The sequence below is a fragment of the Streptomyces hyderabadensis genome, assembly GCF_020404845.1.
Taxonomy (GTDB): domain Bacteria; phylum Actinomycetota; class Actinomycetes; order Streptomycetales; family Streptomycetaceae; genus Streptomyces; species Streptomyces hyderabadensis.
In genome coordinates this window covers 1-19,514 of sequence record NZ_JAIOJZ010000010.1, presented here as the reverse complement: position 1 = coordinate 19,514, position 19,514 = coordinate 1, and the positions used below count along the sequence as shown (strand labels likewise).

Genomic DNA, 19,514 nt, shown 5'->3' with positions numbered 1-19,514 from the left:
CTATCTGTCATGCCCTTGACAGTCATGCACGCCCGTGCGGAAAGGAAAGGCCATGTCCCCCATCCCCCGCAGGTCCCTCCTCAAGGCGGCCGCCGTCGCCGGCGCCGCCGCCCAGTTCAGCTGGGCCCTGGGTACCAAGAACGCGCAGGCCGCGCCCGCCGCCGCCCCGGCCGCCGACGACAGCCCCGTCACCCTGACCTGGCTGGAGGACGGCGGCCTCGGCGCCGCCCCCGGCTCCACCGTCGGCGTCCCCTGGCCCCGGGGCGCCTTCCAGGAGGACCAGTCGTTCGCCGTCACGGACGCGGACGGCAAGGCCGTACCCGTGCAGTCCTGGCCGCTCGCCCACTGGCCCGACGGCTCCCTCAAGTGGACCGCCCACGCCGTCGGCTCGGGCAACGGCAAGCTCACCCTGGGCCCCGGTACCCCGGCCGCCCCCGCCAAGAGGGTCACCGTCGCCCGGCACGGCGGCACCATCGGCATATCGACCGGCGTCATCACCGCGAGCATCGGCACGTCCGGGTCGGCGCTGATCAAGTCGGTCACCCGGGGCGCCACCGAGATCGCCAGGAACGGCCGCCTGGTCCTGCTGCGCCAGCCCGAGATCGAGGACGGCGACCAGGGCACGGTGAAGTACGAGCGCTTCGACGGCGCGATCGACGAGGTGAAGGTCGAGCAGGACGGCCCGGTCCGCGCCGTCGTCCGCATCGACGGCAAGCACCGCAAGGGCCACCGTCGCTGGCTCCCCTTCTCCATCCGCCTCTACTTCTACGCGGGCGCCGACTCCTTCCGGATGGTGCACACCCTCACCTTCGACGGGGAGCAGGAACCCGGGAAGGCGAGCGGCGACTTCATCCGCGGCCTCGGGGTCCGCTTCACCGTCCCGATGCGCGACGAGTCCTACGACCGCCACGTCCGCATCGGCGGCGAGGGCACCGGCCTGCTCCGCGAGGCGGTCAAGGGCATCACCGGACTGCGCCGCGACCCCGGCGCCGCCGTCCAGGCGGCCCAGTTCGCCGGGGAGAGACTGCCCGACCCCGCCACCTGGGACCAGCGGGTCACCACCCGCCTGCAGTACATCCCCGAGTGGGGCGACTACACCCTCGCCCAGCTCTCCGCAGACGGCTTCACCCTGCGCAAGCGCACCAAGAAGGGACACGGCTGGATCGGCGCCGGCGGCGGACGGCGCGCCTCCGGCTTCGGCTACGTCGGCGGCGCGAGCGGCGGCCTCTCCTTCGGCCTGCGCGACTTCTGGGAGAAGCACCCCGCCCAGCTCGACATCCGCGACGCCCAGACCGACGCGGCCGAGGTCACCCTCTGGCTCTGGTCGCCCGAGGCCCAGCCCATGGACCTGCGCTTCTACCACGACGGCCTGGGACAGGACACGTACGAGGAGCAGCTCGAAGGCCTCAACATCACCTACGAGGACTACGAACCCGGCTTCGGCACCCCCTACGGCATCGCCCGCACCTCGGAACTCCTCTTCTGGGCCAACGCCGCCACCCCGAGCGCCGAGAAGCTCGCCGAACAGGTCGAGGCGGTGCGCGTCCTGCCGCAACTGGCGGCCCCGCCGAAGCAGCTCATCAAGGCCAAGGTCTTCGGCCCCGGCCTCTACTCCGAGCCCGACCGCTCCACCCCCGCCAAGGCGAAGATCGAGGACCACCTCGACTTCCTCTTCACCTACTACAAGGACCAGGTCGAACAACGCCGCTGGTACGGCTTCTGGGACTACGGCGACATCATGCACACCTACGACGCCGCCCGGCACACCTGGCGCTACGACATCGGCGGCTACGCCTGGGACAACTCCGAACTCTCCCCGGACCTCTGGCTCTGGTACGCCTACCTGCGCTCCGGCCGCGCCGACATCTTCCGCTTCGCCGAGGCCATGACCCGGCACACCGGCGAGGTCGACGTCTACCACCTCGGCAAGTGGGCTGGCCTCGGCACCCGGCACGGCGTCCAGCACTACGCCGACAGCGCCAAGCAGCAGCGCATCGCCAACACCACCTACCGGCGCTTCTACTACTTCCTCACCGCCGACGAACGCGTCGGCGACCTCATGCACGCCAACGTCGACTCCGACGAGACCTTCCTCGCCCTCGACCCGCTCCGCAAGATCCGCACCGAGCCCTACACCCCCGACCGCAACGCCCTGTCCATCGGCTTCGGCACCGACTGGAGCGGCCTGGTCTCGGCCTGGCTCACCGAATGGGAACGCAAGGGCCCCGCATGGGAGAAGGCCCGCGACCGCGTCCTGTCCACCATGGAGACCATCGCCGCCCAGCCCAACGGCTTCGTCCAGGGCAGCGGCCTGTACGACCTGGACACCGGCAGGTTCGCCGTGGCCGACAGCCCGAAGGTCGAGGTCTCCCACCTGTCCGCCGTCTTCGGCCTGAACGAACTCTGCGCCGAACTGATCGACCTCGTCGACATGCCGGAGTTCGAGCAGGCGTACTACGACTACTGCCGCTACTTCAACGCGAGCAAGACCGAACAGGCCGAGCGCTACGGCAGCAACTTCGGCAGCCTGATCCTCTTCCAGGGCCACTCGCGCCTCGACGCCTACGCCGCCGTACGGACCGGCGACGAGAAGCTCGCCACGCGCGCCTGGCAGAAGTTCCACGACTCCGACGGCTACCAGGAGTCGGCGCCCTGGACGACGGAGAAGCTGAGCGGGCCCGCCGCCCTGGTCCCGGGCAGCGAGGCGAGCTGGGTGTCCACCAACGACACCGCCCTCTACGGCCTCGCCGCCATCGAGAACCTCGCACTCCTGGGGGACAGGATGCCGTAGCCGGCCCCCGGCCGGGGCGGGCGCGGGCACACTGCACGGGTGGACTGGAACCATTACCGCTTCCGCAGCCTGTGGCCGCTGCCCGCGCCGGCCCCCGACGTCTACCGCGCACTGGAACGCATCGAGGACTACCCCCGCTGGTGGCCACAGGTCCGCGAGGTCACCCGGCTCGACGACACCAGCGGCGTCCTCCGGTTCCGCTCCCTGCTCCCGTACGAGCTGACGGCGACCGTGCGGGAAGGGCGCCGCGACCCGGCCGCCGGGGTGCTGGAGGTCGCGATGAGCGGCGACATGGAGGGCTGGGCCCGCTGGACGGTCGCCCCGCACGGCACCACCACCCTCGTCCGCTACGACCAGGAGGTCGTCGTGAACAAGCCGCTGCTGCGCCGCCTCGCCGTGCCCGGGCGGCCCCTGTTCCGGGCCAACCACCGCCTCATGATGCGGGCGGGACGGCAGGGTCTGGCCGCGCACCTGGCAGGCGGCCGGCCGGCGGTTTGATGGAAACGCCGGGAGCCCTGTATTGTTCAGTGCGTTCCCGGGCGATTAGCTCAGTGGGAGAGCGCTTCGTTCACACCGAAGAGGTCACTGGTTCGAACCCAGTATCGCCCACGCTCGCGAGAGCGACGTGTGTTCCGCAAACTACGCGGACCACGTCGCTCTCTTCGTTTCTGCACGGCTTCCGCCGCGCGTTGTGGGGGCCCCGCCACCCACACCCCCGTCCCGGCGTTGTCCCGGGCCGGGGGCGAAAGGTCACGCCGCCGCAGGCAGGTCCGGGCGCACGGGCCAGGCCGGGTCCACCGGCTCCTCCGTCCCGTTGAGCGCGAACCACGCCTGCAGCCCGCGCGCCTGACCCGCGTGCCACACCGCCTGCAGGGTGTGCAGCTCCGCTGGGGACAAGCGCTCCAGACGTGCCTGGAAGCGGCGCCCCACCGCCCGCACGACCTCCAGCGCCGCCTGCGCGTCCGCCGCCGCGTCGTGCGCCCCCTCCAACTCCACGCCGTAGTGCGCGCACAGGTCGGTGAGGGTGCGACGGCCCTTGCGGTAGCGGTCCAGATGCTTGTCCAGCACCCGCGGGTCCAGCACATGCAGCGACGTCCGCTCCAGCCAGCGGCCCAGCGAGGAGGCGCGGTGCCTGCGCAACTCCCGGTCCAGCAGGGTCAGGTCGAACGGCGCGTTCATCACCACCAGCGGACGCCCCGCACGGGCCTGCTCGGCCAGCGCCTCCGCTATCTCGTACATCACCGGCGCCGGCCACCGCCCGTGGCGCTGCACATGCTCCTCGGTCAGCCCGTGCACCGCCGTCGCCGCCTCCGGCACCGGCACACCCGGGTTCACCAGCCACCGGGTCACCCGCGGCCGCAGCCCCGGCGCGTCCTGGACGACGAGGGCCGCCGACACGATCCGGTCGGCCTCGGTGTCCACACCCGTGGTCTCCGTGTCGAAGGCGGCCAACGGCCCCTCGAACCAGCTCGTCATAGGGCACTCAACTCCTCGTTCCAGCACGGCAGCTGACGTGCCGTCCCTTGTCCCGGTTCGGTGATACCCGGGCTGTTTGCGACGTACGCCGGAAGGACACAACAGGAGTACGGGTCTTTGCAGTTCACAGACCCGCAGCGGGGATTCACCAGTTCTGGAAGGCTGTTGGTCATGGCCATTGCGCAGCCCGAACGGGGCGGGCTGCTGCCCGAGCGCACCGCGCCCTCACGCGGCTCCCTCGCCACCACCGCCTGCATGGAGACCTTGCAGGTCGGCTACCTCCACGCGGTCGCCGCCGCGGCCGGCTGCTCGCTCTCCCAGCCCTTCCCGGACAACGGCATCGACTGGCACGTCAGCCACAGCGCCCCCGGGCACACCGTCGACGACGAGGTCACCATCAAGGTGCAGCTCAAGGCCACCTACCAGCTCCCGCCGAGCCCGCCCGGCCGCTCCTTCTCCTTCACCCTCGACAACGACCACCTGACGAAGCTCGCCCGCACCCCGGTGTCGGTGCACAAGATCCTCGTCGTGATGATCGTCCCCCGGTCCCGGGACCAGTGGCTGCGCGCCGGCCACGACCGGCTCGACCTCAGGCACTGCTGCTACTGGACCAACCTCGCCGGACATCCGGTCACCGGACGGCGGCGCACCACCGTGCGGATACCGACCGCGCGGATCTTCGACGACCGTGCGCTGTGCGAGATCATGACGCGGGTCGGGACGGGAGGGAAACCATGACGCACCGCCCGGCCGGCGGCCCCCCACGGCCCGTCGAGCTCCTGAGGTCCGCCCGCCCGCACCCGGCCGACCCCCTCGACGACGGCCCGCCCGAGCCCGGCACCGTCGACCCGGCCGTGCTGACCGCCCTGCTGCACCGGCACGGCTGGCGACGGCGCGGCGGCGCCCCGGGCCGCTACGGCCGCTGGACCCCGCCAGGACCGGCCGCGGGCGTCACCAGCCTCCTGGTGCCCGTCAGCCGCGCCTTCCCCGACAGCGACGACCTGCTCGGCGAGGCGCTGCACGCCCTGTCCCGCAGCGGCACGCCCGCCGCCCGCGAGATCCTGCTCTCCCTCGCCGTCCCCAGCGACGAGATCCGCTGGGAACGCGACATCCCTGCCGGACCCGGCGACGCCGCCTCCTGGACGGCGGAGGAACAGCTGCGCTCCGCCGCCCGCCGGATGCTGCTCGCCGGAGCCCTCGCCACCCGCGCGCGGGCCGGCTACTACGGCGCCCGGCACCGGCGCTCCGCCGGCGCCGCCCTGGAGAACGTCCTGGTGAGCCCCGCCCCCGGCGGCCGCCGTCTCGCGGCGTTCCTGCCGGTCGGCACCGGCCGCCCCCTCGCCGTACGCCTGCACCAGGCCCTCCACGCCGCCCGTGAGGCCGTCGACTACCGACGGGCCACCGGGGGCACGGAGGCCTTCGACTCGGCCGTCGCGGCGGGCGTCAGCCACGAGCTGACCGAGTCCCTGGTCGCCCTCGTCCGGGGCACCGAGGGCGCCCGGGTCGCCGTCGGCTGGGCACCCGCCGCGGGCGTGCCCGAAGGGTGCGGCGCCCTCACCGACCCCGTCGAGTTCTCGCCCGGCGACCTGCCCGCCCTGCGCGAGGCGGCCGCCCGCTACCTGCGCGCCGAGCCCTCCGTCCCGGTACGGATCACCGGCACCGTCGTCCGCATGCGCCGGCCCGGACCGCGCGGCACCGGCACCGTACGGCTGCGGGTGCTGGCCGGGGCCGAGGTGCCGCACGTGCGGATCGCGCTGGACGAGGAGGCCTACCGGATCGCCGGGCACGCCCACCTCGTCGGACTGCCGGTACGGGTGCTCGGGCGGCTGGAGAGCCGGGGCGGGTTCCGGCGGCTCACCGGCGCCTGCGAGATCACCCCCGTACCGGTCGACGACGCGGAGCGGGACCGGCTGCTGAAGGCCGTCCAGGAGCACGTGGAGGTCGCCGCCTTCTTCGAGGAGGCGTGCTGCGACGGAGGGGACTGCCAGGACTGATTTCGCGGTGGACGGCCCCGGGTCGGTACGATCGCCCCCATGCGTGCGCTCCGGTATGGCGCCGCGGCCCCACCTTCAGTCAGGAGAGACCGGTGTCAGACGTCCGTGTGATCATCCAGCGGGATTCCGAGCGGGAAGAACGCGTGGTGACGACGGGCACTACGGCCGCCGAGCTCTTCGCCGGCGAGCGCTCGGTCATCGCCGCCCGTGTCTCCGGCGACCTCAAGGACCTCGCCTACGAGGTCAAGGACGGCGACACCGTCGAGGCCGTCGAGATCACCTCCGAGGACGGCCTGAACATCCTGCGCCACTCCACCGCGCACGTCATGGCCCAGGCCGTGCAGGAGCTGTTCCCCGAGGCCAAGCTGGGCATCGGCCCGCCCGTCAAGGACGGCTTCTACTACGACTTCGACGTCGAGAAGCCCTTCCACCCCGATGACCTCAAGGCCATCGAGAAGAAGATGCAGGAGATCCAGAAGCGCGGGCAGCGGTTCTCCCGCCGCGTGGTCACCGACGAGGCCGCCCGCGAGGAGCTGGCCGACGAGCCGTACAAGCTGGAGCTGATCGGTCTCAAGGGCTCCGCCTCCAGCGACGACGGCGCGGACGTCGAGGTCGGCGCCGGCGAGCTGACGATCTACGACAACCTGGACGCCAAGACCGGCGAGCTGTGCTGGAAGGACCTCTGCCGCGGTCCCCACCTGCCCACCACCCGCAACATCCCGGCCTTCAAGCTGATGCGCAACGCCGCCGCCTACTGGCGCGGCAGCGAGAAGAACCCGATGCTGCAGCGCATCTACGGCACCGCCTGGCCGACCAAGGACGAGCTGAAGGCGCACCTGGAGTTCCTCGCCGAGGCCGAGAAGCGCGACCACCGCAAGCTCGGCAGCGAGCTGGACCTGTTCTCCATCCCGGAGCAGATCGGCTCCGGCCTCGCCGTCTTCCACCCCAAGGGCGGCATCATCCGCCGGGTCATGGAGGACTACTCGCGGCGCCGCCACGAGGAGGAGGGCTACGAGTTCGTCTACACCCCGCACGCGACGAAGGGGAAGCTCTTCGAGACCTCGGGCCACCTGGACTGGTACGCCGACGGCATGTACCCGCCCATGCAGCTCGACGAGGGCGTGGACTACTACCTCAAGCCCATGAACTGCCCGATGCACAACCTGATCTTCGACGCGCGGGGACGGTCCTACCGTGAACTGCCCCTGCGCCTGTTCGAGTTCGGCACCGTGTACCGGTACGAGAAGTCGGGCGTCGTGCACGGCCTGACCCGGGCCCGCGGCTTCACCCAGGACGACGCGCACATCTACTGCACCCGCGAGCAGATGTCGGAGGAGCTGGACAAGACCCTCACCTTCGTCCTCAACCTGCTGCGCGACTACGGCCTGACCGACTTCTACCTGGAGCTGTCCACCAAGGACCCGGAGAAGTTCGTCGGCACCGACGAGGCCTGGGAAGAGGCCACCGAGACGCTGCGCCAGGTCGCCGAGAAGCAGAACCTGGAGCTGGTGGCGGACCCGGGCGGCGCCGCCTTCTACGGCCCGAAGATCTCCGTCCAGGCCCGCGACGCCATCGGCCGCACCTGGCAGATGTCGACCATCCAGCTCGACTTCAACCTGCCGGAGCGCTTCGACCTGGAGTACACGGCCGCGGACGGCACCAAGACCCGCCCGGTCATGATCCACCGCGCGCTGTTCGGCTCCATCGAGCGGTTCTTCGCGGTCCTCCTGGAACACTACGCGGGCGCCTTCCCGGCGTGGCTGGCGCCGGTGCAGGCGGTGGGCATCCCGGTCGGGGACGCTCACGTGCAGTACCTGGAGGAGTTCGCGGCGGAGGCACGGCGGAAGGGGCTGCGCGTCGACGTGGACTCCTCCTCGGACCGGATGCAGAAGAAGATCCGGACGCAGCAGAAGCAGAAGGTCCCGTTCATGATCATCGTCGGTGACGAGGACATGCACGGGGGCACGGTGTCGTTCCGCTACCGCGACGGTTCGCAGGAGAACGGCATTCCGCGCGACCAGGCACTGGCGAAGCTCGTTGACGTGGTGGAGCGCCGGATCCAGGTCTGACATTCTCCCGCCATAGCGGTGATCGGCCCCCGGGAGAAGCTCCCGGGGGCTCTTTCGGCTTCCCGGCGCCGACGCCATATGCTGCACGCATGACGAGTGAGCCGGAGCAGCAGCTGGGAGTGGGGACGCAGGACGCTTTCCAGCGTCTGTGGACGCCCCACCGGATGGCCTACATCCAGGGCGAGAACAAGCCGAGCGGCCCCGGCGCCGACGACGGCTGCCCCTTCTGCTCGATCCCGGCCAAGTCCGACGAGGACGGTCTGATCATCCGGCGCGGCGAGCACGTGTACGCGGTGCTGAATCTCTACCCCTACAACGGCGGCCACCTGATGACCGTGCCCTACCGGCACGTCGCCGACTACACCGAGCTGAACGCCGTGGAGACCGCGGAGCTGGCCGAGCTGACCAAGCAGGCGATGACGGCCCTGCGCACCGCGTCCGGCGCCCACGGCTTCAACATCGGCATGAACCAGGGCGCCGTGGCCGGCGCGGGCATCGCCGCCCACCTCCACCAGCACGTCGTGCCCCGCTGGGGCGGCGACACGAACTTCATGCCGGTGGTGGGCCACACCAAGGTCCTGCCCCAGCTCCTGGGCGATACCCGCAAGATGCTGGCGGACGCCTGGCCCTCCAGCCCGTCCGGCGTCTGAGGACGAGGCCGTCCAGGCCGAAGCGGGGGTCTGGGGGCGCAGCCCCCAGGGACAGCCACCCCGAACCCCCGCCCCACCGCCGGAGGCCTACGCGTCGTAGACGTCCGCCTTCTTCGGCACCGCCTCCTGCACCGCCCCGCTCAGGCCGCCCGCGCGGGCGCCGAACTTCTCGGTGTCCACGCCGTTCTCCTTCAGCACCTTGATCGCCGCCGAGTGCACCGCCCGCAGCACCGGAGTGGCCGCGCGCAGCGCGTCGTCGGCCATGAAGCGGTGCCGCCACGGCCGGTCCGCCCAGGCGTGCCGCACGCCGAAGGGCTCGGGCAGGGTGAGCTTGCCGCCCAGCCAGTACAGCAGCGGGGGGTACCAGGTCAGCGGGGCCCGTGCGGCCAGCCGTACCACCTCGTCGGTGTCGACCAGCGGGAGCTTCACCGTGCGGGTCTCCCAGAACTTGACCGACTTCTGGACCGTCTTCTCCTTGGCCGCGGGCTTGCTGGTGAACAGGGAGTGCACGGGGCCGAGGGCATGCCCGGTGACCTCGATGCGCAGCGTCTCGTGCAGCACCGTCACCGTGATCAGCATGGAGATGACCAGCTGGCCGTCCCACAGGGTCCACTGCACGCCCAGGTAGTGCCGGTCGCCCGCGCCGAACTGCTGCTTGTCGCAGATCTCCTGTATCGCGTGCTGCTTGACCTGGTACGCCTCGACGTCCGTGCCCTCCGGCCGGGACACCGAGTCGGCGTTCTCACCGATCGGGGTCACGATCCAGTGCCGTACGGTCGGCTTGGGGAAGCCGCCGGTGTGCAGCGGGCCGCGCTCCAGCATGCGCAGCCGGTCGTGGATGGCCTTGATGACGTCCCAGCTGCGGAACGGGTTGATCTCGCGGTCCGGGTCGACCGGGACCAGTTCCTCGGCGAGCTGCCAGTTGCCCCAGCGGGTGCCCATGCCGAGGATCCCCTTGGGACCGGCGTAGAAGACGGAGTTGGACTGCTGCTCGGCGCTGAGCCGGGCCAGCGACTGCCGCAGTTCCTCCGCGGCCGTCTCGCCGGGGCTGCTGGGCACCGCTTCGGGCACCTTGGCGCCCACGCCGGCGCCGGACAGCAGGCCGCTCCAGCGCTCCCTGAGGTCCCGTGCCGTGCGCTCGCAGATCCGCTTGGCCCAGAACCAGCCGATCACGGGCGCGACGACGCAGGCGCGCGCGTACCAGGCCCAGAAGCCGCTGAAGGGCATCTTGAGCAGGAAGAGCACGGCGAGGACGGCCATCGCCAGCAGGACCGCGGTGGCGAGCGCGCCGGCCCGTTTGTCCTCGCGCCGGGCGACGGTGGTGCGGATCTGGAAGATCAGGAGCCAGATCAGCAGGCCGGGCAGGAAGAGCAGCCCGCACAGGACCATGACGGCGCTGAGCCAGTTGTCCCGGTCCCGGCGTATGCGGTGGGCCGCGAGGCTGTGCTCGACGACGACCTGGGGCTGGGTGCCGAAGGACTGGATGAGCGGGGCCCGCTTGGGGCCCAGCATCCGGTCGATGATCGCCCGGGAGTACGCCTCGCCGAGGTTGGGCCGGAACAGCTTGATCCGGGGCTTGCTGACGGCCGACTTGTGCCACTCGCTGTTGGCCTTGAGTATCTCCTCGGCCTCGCTGTCCCGGTAGGCGGCCGAGGCCAGCGCGAAGGTGGCCGTCTGGCCGCCGTCGTCCGTGCGTGGCACCTGCGGTCCGAAGAAGTCCGCGTAACCGCCGTCAACGGTCATTCCCGCCCCCTGATCGCCACCACTGTCGCTCCTGCGGCCTTCCCGACTTGCCTGCCCCGCACACCTGTTGATCTGGTCATCAGCGTATCCGTCGGCATCGTCGCGCGTCATGGGACGGCCAAAGGCGCCCCCACGCGCGCGGGTTGGCCGCCGGGCGCGCCGTCGTACGCCGGGGCGGGCGGCCTCCGGCGCGGGGGAGCGGGCGCCCCGCACCGCAGGCCGCACCGGAGGCCCGGGCTCCGCTAGGACGCCGCCCGCACCTCCTCGCGCAGCCGGTCCGCGACCTGCGCCGGCATCGGTTCGTGCCGCGCGTAGCGCCGGTCGAAGCGGGCCGTGCCGTGCGACAGGGAACGCAGGTCGACGGCGTAGCGGCCGATCTCGATCTCGGGCACCTCGGCCCTGATCAGGGTCCGGCCGCCGCTGGTCTGCTCGGTGCCGAGTACCTTGCCGCGCCGTCCGGACAGGTCGCTCATCACCGCGCCCACGTAGTCGTCGCCGACCAGCACGCTCACCTCGGCGACCGGCTCCAGAAGGTGGATCCTCGCCTCGGAAGCGGCCTCCCTGAGCGCCAGCGCGCCCGCCGTCTGGAACGCGGCGTCGGAGGAGTCCACCGAGTGCGCCTTGCCGTCCAGCAGCGTGACCCGCACGTCGATCAGCGGATGGCCCGCGGCGACGCCCTTGGCGGCCTGGGTGCGCACGCCCTTCTCGACCGACGGGATGAACTGCCGGGGCACCGCGCCGCCGACGACCTTGTCCACGAACTCGATGCCCGAGCCGCCCGGCAGCGGCTCCACCTCGATCTCGCAGATGGCGTACTGGCCGTGTCCGCCGGACTGCTTGACGTGCCGCCCGCGCCCGGCCGCCCGGCCGCCGAAGGTCTCGCGCAGGGAGACCCGGTGCGGTACGACGTCGACCTGGACGCCGTAGCGGCTGCGCAGCCGTTCCAGGGCCACGTCGGCGTGGGCCTCGCCCAGGCACCACAGGACCACCTGGTGGGTGTCCTGGTTGTGCTCCAGGCGCATCGTCGGGTCCTCGGCGACCAGCCGGGCCAGCCCCTGGGAGAGCTTGTCCTCGTCGGGTTTGCTGTGCGCCTCGATGGCCAGCGGCAGCAGCGGGTCGGGCATCTCCCAGGGGGCCATCAGCAGCGGGTCCTCCTTGGCCGAGAGGGTGTCCCCGGTCTCCGCGCGGGTCAGCTTGGCCACGCAGCCGAGGTCGCCCGCGATCACGTGCGTGACGGGCCGCTGCTGCTTGCCGAACGGTGTCGACAGGGCGCCGATCCGCTCGTCGACGTCGTGGTCCTCGTGCCCGCGGTCGGTCAGCCCGTGCCCGGACACGTGCACGGTCTGGTCGGCGCGCAGGGTGCCGGAGAAGACGCGGACCATGGAGATCCGGCCGACGTACGGGTCCGAGGACGTCTTGACGACCTCCGCGACCAGCGACTCCTCGGGGTCGCACATGCGCAGCTCGCGCCCGGCGCCCTCGGGCGTGGTGACCCGGGGTGCCGCGCGCTCCAGGGGGGTGGGGAAGCCGCGCGTGATCAGCTCCAGCAGCTCGACCGTGCCCAGTCCCTGGCGGGCGCCGTCGGCGGCGGGGGCCGCGGCCAGTACGGGGAAGAAGACCCCGCGGGCCACGGCCCGTTCCAGGTCCTCGACGAGCGTCTTGACGTCGACCTGCTCGCCGCCGAGGTAGCGCTCCATGAGGGTCTCGTCCTCGCTCTCCGAGATGATCCCCTCGATCAGCAGGGAGCGGGCCTCGTCGAGCTGCGGCAGGTCGGCCTCGCCCGGCTCCGAGGCCACCCGCTCGCCGGAGGCGTAGTCGAAGAGCTTGCGCGACAGCAGCCCCACCAGCCCGGTGACGGGCGCGTGCCCGTCGGGCGCGGGCGGCCCGTGCAGCGGGAGGTACAGCGGCAGTACGGCGTCGGGGTCGTCGCCGCCGAAGGCCTCCGCGCAGGTCCGGGTCATCTCCTCGAAGTCCGAGCGCGCGGCCTCCAGGTGCGTGATCACGATGGCGCGCGGCATGCCGACGGCGGCGCACTCGTCCCAGAGCATGCGGGTCGCGCCGTCCACGCCGTCGGAGGCCGAGACGACGAAGAGGGCCGCGTCCGCCGCGCGCAGACCGGCCCTCAGTTCGCCGACGAAGTCGGCGTACCCGGGGGTGTCCAAGAGGTTGATCTTGATGCCGTCCCATTCGACCGGCACCAGGGAGAGCTGTACGGAGCGCTGCTGGCGGTGCTCCATGTCGTCGTAGTCCGAGACGCAGCCGCCGTCCTCCACGCGGCCCGCCCGGTTCACCGCTCCCGCCGTCAGCGCGAGAGCTTCCACCAGAGTCGTCTTGCCCGATCCGGAGTGGCCGACCAGCACCACGTTCCGTACGGACGCGGGGTGGTCGGCCGCCGTTGCCCTTCCGGCGGCTCCGGGATGGGTGTGTGCCTTGTCGCCCATGTCCTTGCCTCCCGTGCACGGTGAGGTCGTTGTGGGCGCGGACACGCGGGACCGCGTGCACTGGCGGCTCCGGCGACGCCCGCGGTCCTTCGAGCTTTCCACTCCCGTCACGCCGCGTCCATACGAAGGACCCGATCCCGCCGCCCACCTGCCGCGCCGCTGGGCGCAGGGTGCCCGGCCACCGCCCACGCGCGCGCGTGACTACGATGGGCCAGCCGGTGGCCAGCAAGGGCCGCGGCGCCACACCGACCGTCGGGAAGGCCATGCTGAACAAGTACGCGCGTGCATTTTTTACGCGTGTCCTCACACCGTTCGCCGCGTTTCTCATCCGCCGGGGCGTCAGCCCCGACACGGTCACGCTGATCGGCACCGCCGGTGTGGTCGCGGGTGCGCTGGTCTTCTACCCCATGGGTGAGTTCTTCTGGGGCACGGTGGTGATCACGCTCTTCGTCTTCTCCGACCTCGTCGACGGCAACATGGCCCGCCAGCTGGGCCGCTCCAGCCGCTGGGGCGCGTTCCTGGACTCCACCCTCGACCGGGTCGCCGACGGCGCGATCTTCGGCGGCCTCGCCCTGTGGTACGCCGGGTCGGGCGACGACAACGTGCTGTGCGCGGTGTCGATCTTCTGCCTGGCCAGCGGTCAGGTGGTGTCCTACACCAAGGCGCGCGGCGAGGCGATCGGCCTGCCGGTGGCCGTCAACGGGCTGGTCGAGCGCGCCGAGCGCCTCGTCATCTCGCTGGTCGCCGCCGGATTCGCGGGACTGCACAAGTTCGGCGTGCCCGGCATCCAGTACCTGCTGCCGATCGCCCTGTGGATCGTCGCCGTCGGCAGCCTGGTCACGCTGGTCCAGCGGGTCGTCACGGTCCGCCGGGAGGCCGCCGAGGCGGATGCCGCCGCCCAGGAGAACCAGGACGCCGAGGCGGCGAAGTGAGCACTCGGGACCGGCTGACCGACGGTCTGTACGGCGCCGGCTGGGCCACCGTGAAGAAGCTCCCCGAGCCCGCCGCCGTGCGCCTGGGCCGCACCGTCGCCGACCTCGCCTGGAAGCGGCGCGGCACGGGGGTGCGCCGCCTGGAGGGCAACTACGCGCGCGTGGTGCCCGGCGCGAGCCCGGAGCGGCTGGCCGCCCTCTCGCGCGCGGGCATGCGCTCGTACCTGCGCTACTGGATGGAGTCCTTCCGGCTCCCCGCGTGGAGCACCGAGCGGATCAAGGGCGGCTTCGCGCCGAAGGACCTGCACCACCTCACCGACGGCATGGACGCCGGCAAGGGCGTGATACTGGCCCTGCCGCACCTGGCCAACTGGGACCTGGCGGGCGCCTGGGTCACCACGAAGCTCGGCATCCCGTTCACCACGGTCGCCGAGCGCCTCAAGCCGGAGACGCTCTACGACCGGTTCGTCGCCTACCGCGAGGGCCTCGGCATGGAGGTCCTGCCGCACAGCGGCGGCAGCGCCTTCGGCACCCTGGCCCGGCGGCTGCGCGACGGCGGCCTGGTCTGCCTGGTCGCCGACCGCGACCTGTCGGCGTCCGGCGTGGAGGTCGACTTCTTCGGCGAGACGGCCCGGATGCCGGCCGGCCCCGCCCTGCTCGCCCAGCAGACGGGCGCGCTGCTGCTGCCGGTGACGCTCTGGTACGACGACTCGCCGGTGATGCAGGGCCGGGTGCACCCGCCGGTCGAGGTGCCCGAGTCAGGCACCCGGGCGGAAAAGACGTCTGTCATGACACAGGCGCTGGCCGATGCCTTCGCCACGGGGATCGCCGACCACCCGGAGGACTGGCACATGCTGCAGCGCTTGTGGCTCAAGGATCTCGACCCGGCCAAGGCGCCCGGGGCCCGCGAGCGGGGCGACCGGTGAGGATCGGCATCGTCTGCCCGTACTCCTGGGACGTGCCGGGCGGCGTCCAGTTCCACATCCGGGACCTCGCCGAGTACTTCATCCGGCTCGGTCACGAGGTGTCCGTCCTCGCCCCGGCCGACGACGACACCCCGCTGCCCCCGTACGTCGTCTCCGCGGGCCGCGCGGTGCCGGTGCCGTACAACGGCTCGGTGGCCCGGCTGAACTTCGGCTTCCTGTCGGCGGCCCGGGTGCGGCGCTGGCTGCACGAGGGCGGCTTCGACGTCATCCACATCCACGAGCCGACCTCGCCCTCGCTGGGGCTGCTGACCTGCTGGGCGGCGCAGGGCCCGATCGTGGCCACCTTCCACACCTCCAACCCGCGTTCCCGCGCGATGATCGCCGCGTACGCGATCCTGCAGGCCGCCCTGGAGAAGATCAGCGCCCGGATCGCGGTGAGCGAGTACGCCCGCCGCACCCTGGTCGAGCACCTGGGCGGCGACGCGGTCGTCATCCCCAACGGCGTCGACGTCGACTTCTTCGCCGACGCGGAGCCCAAGCCCGAGTGGCAGGGCGACACCATCGGCTTCATAGGGCGCATCGACGAGCCCCGCAAGGGCCTGCCGGTGCTCATGCGGGCGCTGCCCGGGATCCTCGCCGCCCGCCCGCAGACCCGGCTCCTGGTCGCGGGCCGCGGGGACGAGGAGGAGGCGGTCGAGAGCCTGCCGAGGGAACTGCGGTCCCGCGTGGAGTTCCTCGGCATGATCAGCGACGAGGACAAGGCCCGTCTCCTGCGCAGCGTCGACCTGTACGTGGCGCCCAACACCGGCGGCGAGAGCTTCGGCATCATCCTGGTCGAGGCCATGTCGGCCGGCGCCCCCGTCCTCGCCTCCGACCTGGACGCCTTCGCCCAGGTCCTCGACCAGGGCGCGGCCGGCGAACTCTTCCCCAACGAGGACGCCGATGCCCTGGCCGCGGCGGCCGTACGCCTGCTGGCCGACCCGGAGCGGCGTGCCGCCCTGCGGGAGCGGGGCAGTGCCCACGTACGGCGCTTCGACTGGTCCACCGTCGGCGCGGACATCCTGTCCGTCTACGAGACGGTCACCGCGGGAGCGGCGGCGGTGGCGACGGACGACCGGGCGACGGGCCTGCGGGCCCGCTTCGGCCTGGCGAGGGACTGACCCGCCGGCGCGCGTACGGCCACCGGCGAGTGCGGACCGGCCGAGCCGTCGCACCGGGGGCGCGGGCCTGTCGCGCGCCGGCTGTCGCCACTGGCGGGCGCGGGCACCGACGGGCGGGCGGGCGGCGGCCGGGCCGCGGGTGACGGCGGCGCGGTGGCCTGTCCGGCACCCGGCCCCGGGTCTCCTGTGCCGCACGGAGGGCACCGCCGTGCACCGGGTCGCCGGCGTGCGGGGACCGTCGTCGTGCACGCGGCCCACCGGGGCGGCCCGGCCCCCCGATAGGGTTGCGGCCCGTGACCGCAACCCTCATCTGGATCCTGGTCGTCCTCGTCGCCGTCGGCCTGTACCTCAGCTGGACGGCGGGCCGTCTGGACCGGCTGCACGCCCGGATCGACGCCGCCCGGGCCGCCCTGGACGCCCAGCTGCTGCGCCGGGCGTCCGTGGCCCAGGAACTCGCCACCTCCGGCGTGCTCGACCCGGCCGCCTCCATGGTCCTGTACGAGGCCGCACACGCCGCGAGGCAGGCCGAGGAGGAGCTGCGGGAGGTCGCCGAGAGCGAGCTGAGCCAGGCCCTGCGCGCCGTGTTCGCCGACGCGCAGCAGGTGGACGCGCTGCGCGAGGCGCCCGGGGGAGAGGCCGCCGCCCACGAACTGGCCGAGGCCGTGCGGCGGGTGCCGATGGCCCGCCGCTTCCACAACGACGCGGTGGGAGCCGCCCGCAGACTGCGCGAGCACCGCAAGGTCCGCTGGTTCCGCCTCGCCGGGCACGCGCCCTTCCCGCTCGCCTTCGAGATGGACGACGAGTCGCCGGCCGCCCTGGTGGAGCGGGCCGCTTAGCGCCGTAGCGCCCGGGAACGAAAACGATCCACCGCCTTCCCATTGGCCCTTGCTGTGGCCTGCTCGCCTCACGTTTCCTCGTTGCTGCAGAAACCCCCTTCTCCTCAGCGAGGTACCCGTGTCCAGCACGCTCTCCGAAAACCAGGCACCCGAGACCGGCACCGCCCGCGTGAAGCGCGGCATGGCCGAGCAGCTCAAGGGCGGCGTCATCATGGACGTCGTCACGCCGGAGCAGGCGAAGATCGCCGAGGACGCGGGCGCCGTGGCCGTCATGGCCCTGGAGCGGGTCCCGGCCGACATCCGCAAGGACGGCGGCGTGGCCCGGATGTCCGACCCGGACATGATCGAGGGCATCATCAACGCCGTCTCGATCCCGGTGATGGCCAAGTCCCGCATCGGCCACTTCGTGGAGGCCCAGGTCCTGCAGTCCCTCGGCGTCGACTACATCGACGAGTCCGAGGTGCTCACCCCGGCCGACGAGGTCAACCACAGCGACAAGTTCGCCTTCACCACCCCCTTCGTGTGCGGCGCCACCAACCTGGGCGAGGCCCTGCGCCGGATCGCCGAGGGCGCCGCGATGATCCGCTCCAAGGGCGAGGCCGGCACCGGCAACGTCGTCGAGGCCGTCCGCCACCTGCGCCAGATCAAGAACGAGATCGCCCGCCTGCGCGGCTGTGACAACAACGAGCTGTACGCCGCCGCCAAGGAGCTGCGCGCCCCCTACGAGCTGGTCAAGGAGGTCTCGGAGCTGGGCAGGCTGCCGGTCGTCCTGTTCTCCGCGGGCGGCGTCGCCACCCCGGCCGACGCCGCGCTGATGCGCCAGCTCGGCGCCGAGGGCGTCTTCGTCGGCTCCGGCATCTTCAAGTCCGGCGACCCGGCCAAGCGCGCCGCCGCCATCGTGAAGGCCACCACCTTCTACGACGACCCGAAGATCATCGCGGACGCGTCCCGCAACCTCGGCGAGGCCATGGTCGGCATCAACTGCGACACCCTCCCCGAGACCGAGCGCTACGCCAACCGCGGCTGGTAAGGCACCCCACCCATGAGTGACACCCCCGTCATCGGCGTCCTGGCCCTCCAGGGCGACGTACGGGAGCACCTCGTCGCCCTGGCCGTGGCCGACGCCGTGGCCAGGCCGGTGAGGCGCCCCGAAGAACTCGCCGAGGTGGACGGCCTGGTCGTCCCCGGCGGCGAGTCCACCACCATCTCCAAGCTCGCTGTGCTCTTCGGCGTGATGGAGCCCCTCCGCGCGCGCGTGCGGGACGGCATGCCCGTCTACGGCACCTGCGCCGGCATGATCATGCTGGCCGACAAGATCCTCGATCCGCGCTCCGGGCAGGAGACGATCGGTGGCATCGACATGATCGTGCGCCGCAACGCCTTCGGCCGGCAGAACGAGTCCTTCGAGGCCGCCGTCGACGTCAAGGGCGTCGAGGGCGCTCCCGTGGAGGGCGTCTTCATCCGCGCCCCCTGGGTCGAGTCCGTGGGCGCCGCCGCCGAGGTGCTCGCCGAGCACGACGGCCACATCGTCGCCGTCCGCCAGGGCAACGCGCTGGCCACGTCGTTCCACCCGGAGCTGACCGGCGACCACCGGGTGCACCGGCTCTTCGCCGACATGGTGCGCGCGAACCGGGCGGCGGAGTCCTTGTAGGATTCCTCCGTTCGCACAAAGACGGGTTACGCGAAGGAGACAGGCAGATGTCCGGCCACTCTAAATGGGCCACGACGAAGCACAAGAAGGCCGTCATCGATGCCAAGCGCGGCAAGCTCTTCGCGAAGCTGATCAAGAACATCGAGGTCGCGGCCCGCATGGGTGGTGCCGACGTCGACGGCAACCCGACGCTGTACGACGCCATCCAGAAGGCGAAGAAGCAGTCGGTCCCGAACAAGAACATCGACTCCGCGGTCAAGCGCGGCGCGGGCCTGGAGGCCGGCGGCGCCGACTACGAGACGATCATGTACGAGGGTTACGGCCCCAACGGCGTCGCGGTGCTCATCGAGTGCCTCACCGACAACCGCAACCGCGCCGCCTCCGACGTCCGCGTCGCCATGACCCGCAACGGCGGCTCCATGGCCGACCCGGGTTCGGTGTCGTACCTGTTCAACCGCAAGGGCGTCGTGATCGTGCCCAAGGGCGAGCTGGGCGAGGACGACGTCCTCGGCGCCGTCCTGGACGCGGGCGCGGAGGAGGTCAACGACCTCGGCGAGTCCTTCGAGGTGCTCAGCGAGGCCACCGACCTGGTCGCGGTCCGCACCGCCCTCCAGGAGGCCGGCATCGACTACGAGTCCGCGGACGCCAACTTCGTCCCGACCATGCAGGTCGAGCTGGACGAGGAGGGCGCGCGGAAGATCTTCCGGCTGATCGACGCCCTGGAGGACAGCGACGACGTGCAGAACGTCTTCGCCAACTTCGACGTGAGCGACGAGATCATGGAGAAGGTGGACGCGTAAGCCGCGTACCGGCTCGGCGGGCCGACCGCCGACCCCCCCCCCCCC

At 71.9% G+C, this 19,514-nt stretch carries 16 protein-coding genes and 1 tRNA gene; 14 read left to right on the top strand and 3 right to left on the bottom strand.

Going from position 1 to position 19,514, the window contains the following annotated elements; all coding sequences use genetic code 11:
- Positions 1 to 52: 52 nt before the first annotated feature.
- From K7854_RS10190 to K7854_RS10180, 3 genes are all read left to right on the top strand, one after another.
- Complete coding sequence (locus K7854_RS10190; RefSeq protein ID WP_226026083.1) at positions 53 to 2,791, top strand: exo-rhamnogalacturonan lyase family protein; 2,739 nt, start codon at positions 53 to 55, stop codon at positions 2,789 to 2,791.
- 39 nt (positions 2,792 to 2,830) lie between these two features.
- Positions 2,831 to 3,289 carry an SRPBCC family protein gene (locus K7854_RS10185; RefSeq protein ID WP_226026082.1) on the top strand — a complete coding sequence of 153 codons (459 nt, stop codon included), beginning with the start codon at positions 2,831 to 2,833 and terminating at the stop codon, positions 3,287 to 3,289.
- 39 nt (positions 3,290 to 3,328) lie between these two features.
- Positions 3,329 to 3,400 (top strand) — tRNA-Val (locus K7854_RS10180).
- Between the two features lie 141 nt (positions 3,401 to 3,541).
- Here K7854_RS10180 and K7854_RS10175 read toward each other — a convergent pair.
- The gene (locus K7854_RS10175) at positions 3,542 to 4,267 is read right to left on the bottom strand and encodes a 3'-5' exonuclease (protein ID WP_226026081.1); all 726 of its coding nucleotides are present in this window, start codon (positions 4,265 to 4,267) and stop codon (positions 3,542 to 3,544) included.
- A 171-nt stretch (positions 4,268 to 4,438) separates the two neighbouring features.
- Here K7854_RS10175 and K7854_RS10170 point away from each other — a divergent pair, with 171 nt between their 5' ends.
- From K7854_RS10170 to K7854_RS10155, 4 genes are all read left to right on the top strand, one after another.
- Entirely contained in the window at positions 4,439 to 5,005 is a 567-nt protein-coding gene (locus K7854_RS10170) for a DUF4365 domain-containing protein (protein ID WP_226026080.1), read from the top strand.
- Entirely contained in the window at positions 5,002 to 6,261 is a 1,260-nt protein-coding gene (locus tag K7854_RS10165; RefSeq protein ID WP_226026079.1) for a hypothetical protein, read from the top strand. Before K7854_RS10170 ends, K7854_RS10165 begins: the two co-directional genes overlap by 4 nt.
- Positions 6,262 to 6,353: 92 nt before the next feature.
- A complete protein-coding gene (thrS, locus tag K7854_RS10160; protein WP_226026078.1) occupies positions 6,354 to 8,330 on the top strand; it encodes a threonine--tRNA ligase in 1,977 nt (658 codons plus the stop codon).
- 89 nt (positions 8,331 to 8,419) lie between these two features.
- Positions 8,420 to 8,980 (top strand): HIT family protein, encoded by a 561-nt coding sequence (locus K7854_RS10155; RefSeq protein ID WP_226026077.1) that lies wholly within the window; start codon positions 8,420 to 8,422, stop codon positions 8,978 to 8,980.
- An 87-nt stretch (positions 8,981 to 9,067) separates the two neighbouring features.
- Here K7854_RS10155 and K7854_RS10150 read toward each other — a convergent pair whose 3' ends face one another.
- A complete protein-coding gene (locus tag K7854_RS10150; protein ID WP_226026076.1) occupies positions 9,068 to 10,723 on the bottom strand; it encodes an AbeC-like domain-containing protein in 1,656 nt (551 codons plus the stop codon).
- Positions 10,724 to 10,965: 242 nt separating this feature from the next.
- Positions 10,966 to 13,164: an elongation factor G-like protein EF-G2 gene (locus K7854_RS10145; RefSeq protein WP_226026075.1), complete on the bottom strand. Its 2,199-nt coding sequence runs from the start codon at positions 13,162 to 13,164 to the stop codon at positions 10,966 to 10,968.
- Between the two features lie 206 nt (positions 13,165 to 13,370).
- On the opposite strand from K7854_RS10145, the gene pgsA reads away from it, so the two are divergent.
- The 7 genes from pgsA to K7854_RS10110 all read left to right on the top strand — a co-directional run bounded on the left by pgsA (position 13,371) and on the right by K7854_RS10110 (position 19,469).
- Positions 13,371 to 14,096: a phosphatidylinositol phosphate synthase gene (pgsA, locus tag K7854_RS10140; protein WP_226026190.1), complete on the top strand. Its 726-nt coding sequence runs from the start codon at positions 13,371 to 13,373 to the stop codon at positions 14,094 to 14,096.
- Complete coding sequence (locus K7854_RS10135) at positions 14,093 to 15,022, top strand: phosphatidylinositol mannoside acyltransferase (RefSeq protein WP_226026074.1); 930 nt, start codon at positions 14,093 to 14,095, stop codon at positions 15,020 to 15,022. Before pgsA ends, K7854_RS10135 begins: the two co-directional genes overlap by 4 nt.
- Positions 15,019 to 16,182, top strand: a complete 1,164-nt coding sequence (locus K7854_RS10130) for a glycosyltransferase family 4 protein (RefSeq protein WP_226026073.1) — start codon at positions 15,019 to 15,021, stop codon at positions 16,180 to 16,182. The genes K7854_RS10135 and K7854_RS10130 overlap by 4 nt, the downstream gene beginning before the upstream one ends.
- A gap of 293 nt (positions 16,183 to 16,475) precedes the next feature.
- Positions 16,476 to 17,018 (top strand): LemA family protein, encoded by a 543-nt coding sequence (locus K7854_RS10125; RefSeq protein WP_164412786.1) that lies wholly within the window; start codon positions 16,476 to 16,478, stop codon positions 17,016 to 17,018.
- A 118-nt stretch (positions 17,019 to 17,136) separates the two neighbouring features.
- Positions 17,137 to 18,048 (top strand): pyridoxal 5'-phosphate synthase lyase subunit PdxS, encoded by a 912-nt coding sequence (gene pdxS / locus K7854_RS10120; protein ID WP_061445743.1) that lies wholly within the window; start codon positions 17,137 to 17,139, stop codon positions 18,046 to 18,048.
- A gap of 12 nt (positions 18,049 to 18,060) precedes the next feature.
- The gene (gene pdxT, locus K7854_RS10115) at positions 18,061 to 18,669 is read left to right on the top strand and encodes a pyridoxal 5'-phosphate synthase glutaminase subunit PdxT (protein ID WP_226026072.1); all 609 of its coding nucleotides are present in this window, start codon (positions 18,061 to 18,063) and stop codon (positions 18,667 to 18,669) included.
- Between the two features lie 47 nt (positions 18,670 to 18,716).
- Positions 18,717 to 19,469 (top strand): YebC/PmpR family DNA-binding transcriptional regulator, encoded by a 753-nt coding sequence (locus tag K7854_RS10110; protein WP_226026071.1) that lies wholly within the window; start codon positions 18,717 to 18,719, stop codon positions 19,467 to 19,469.
- Positions 19,470 to 19,514 lie beyond the last annotated feature (45 nt).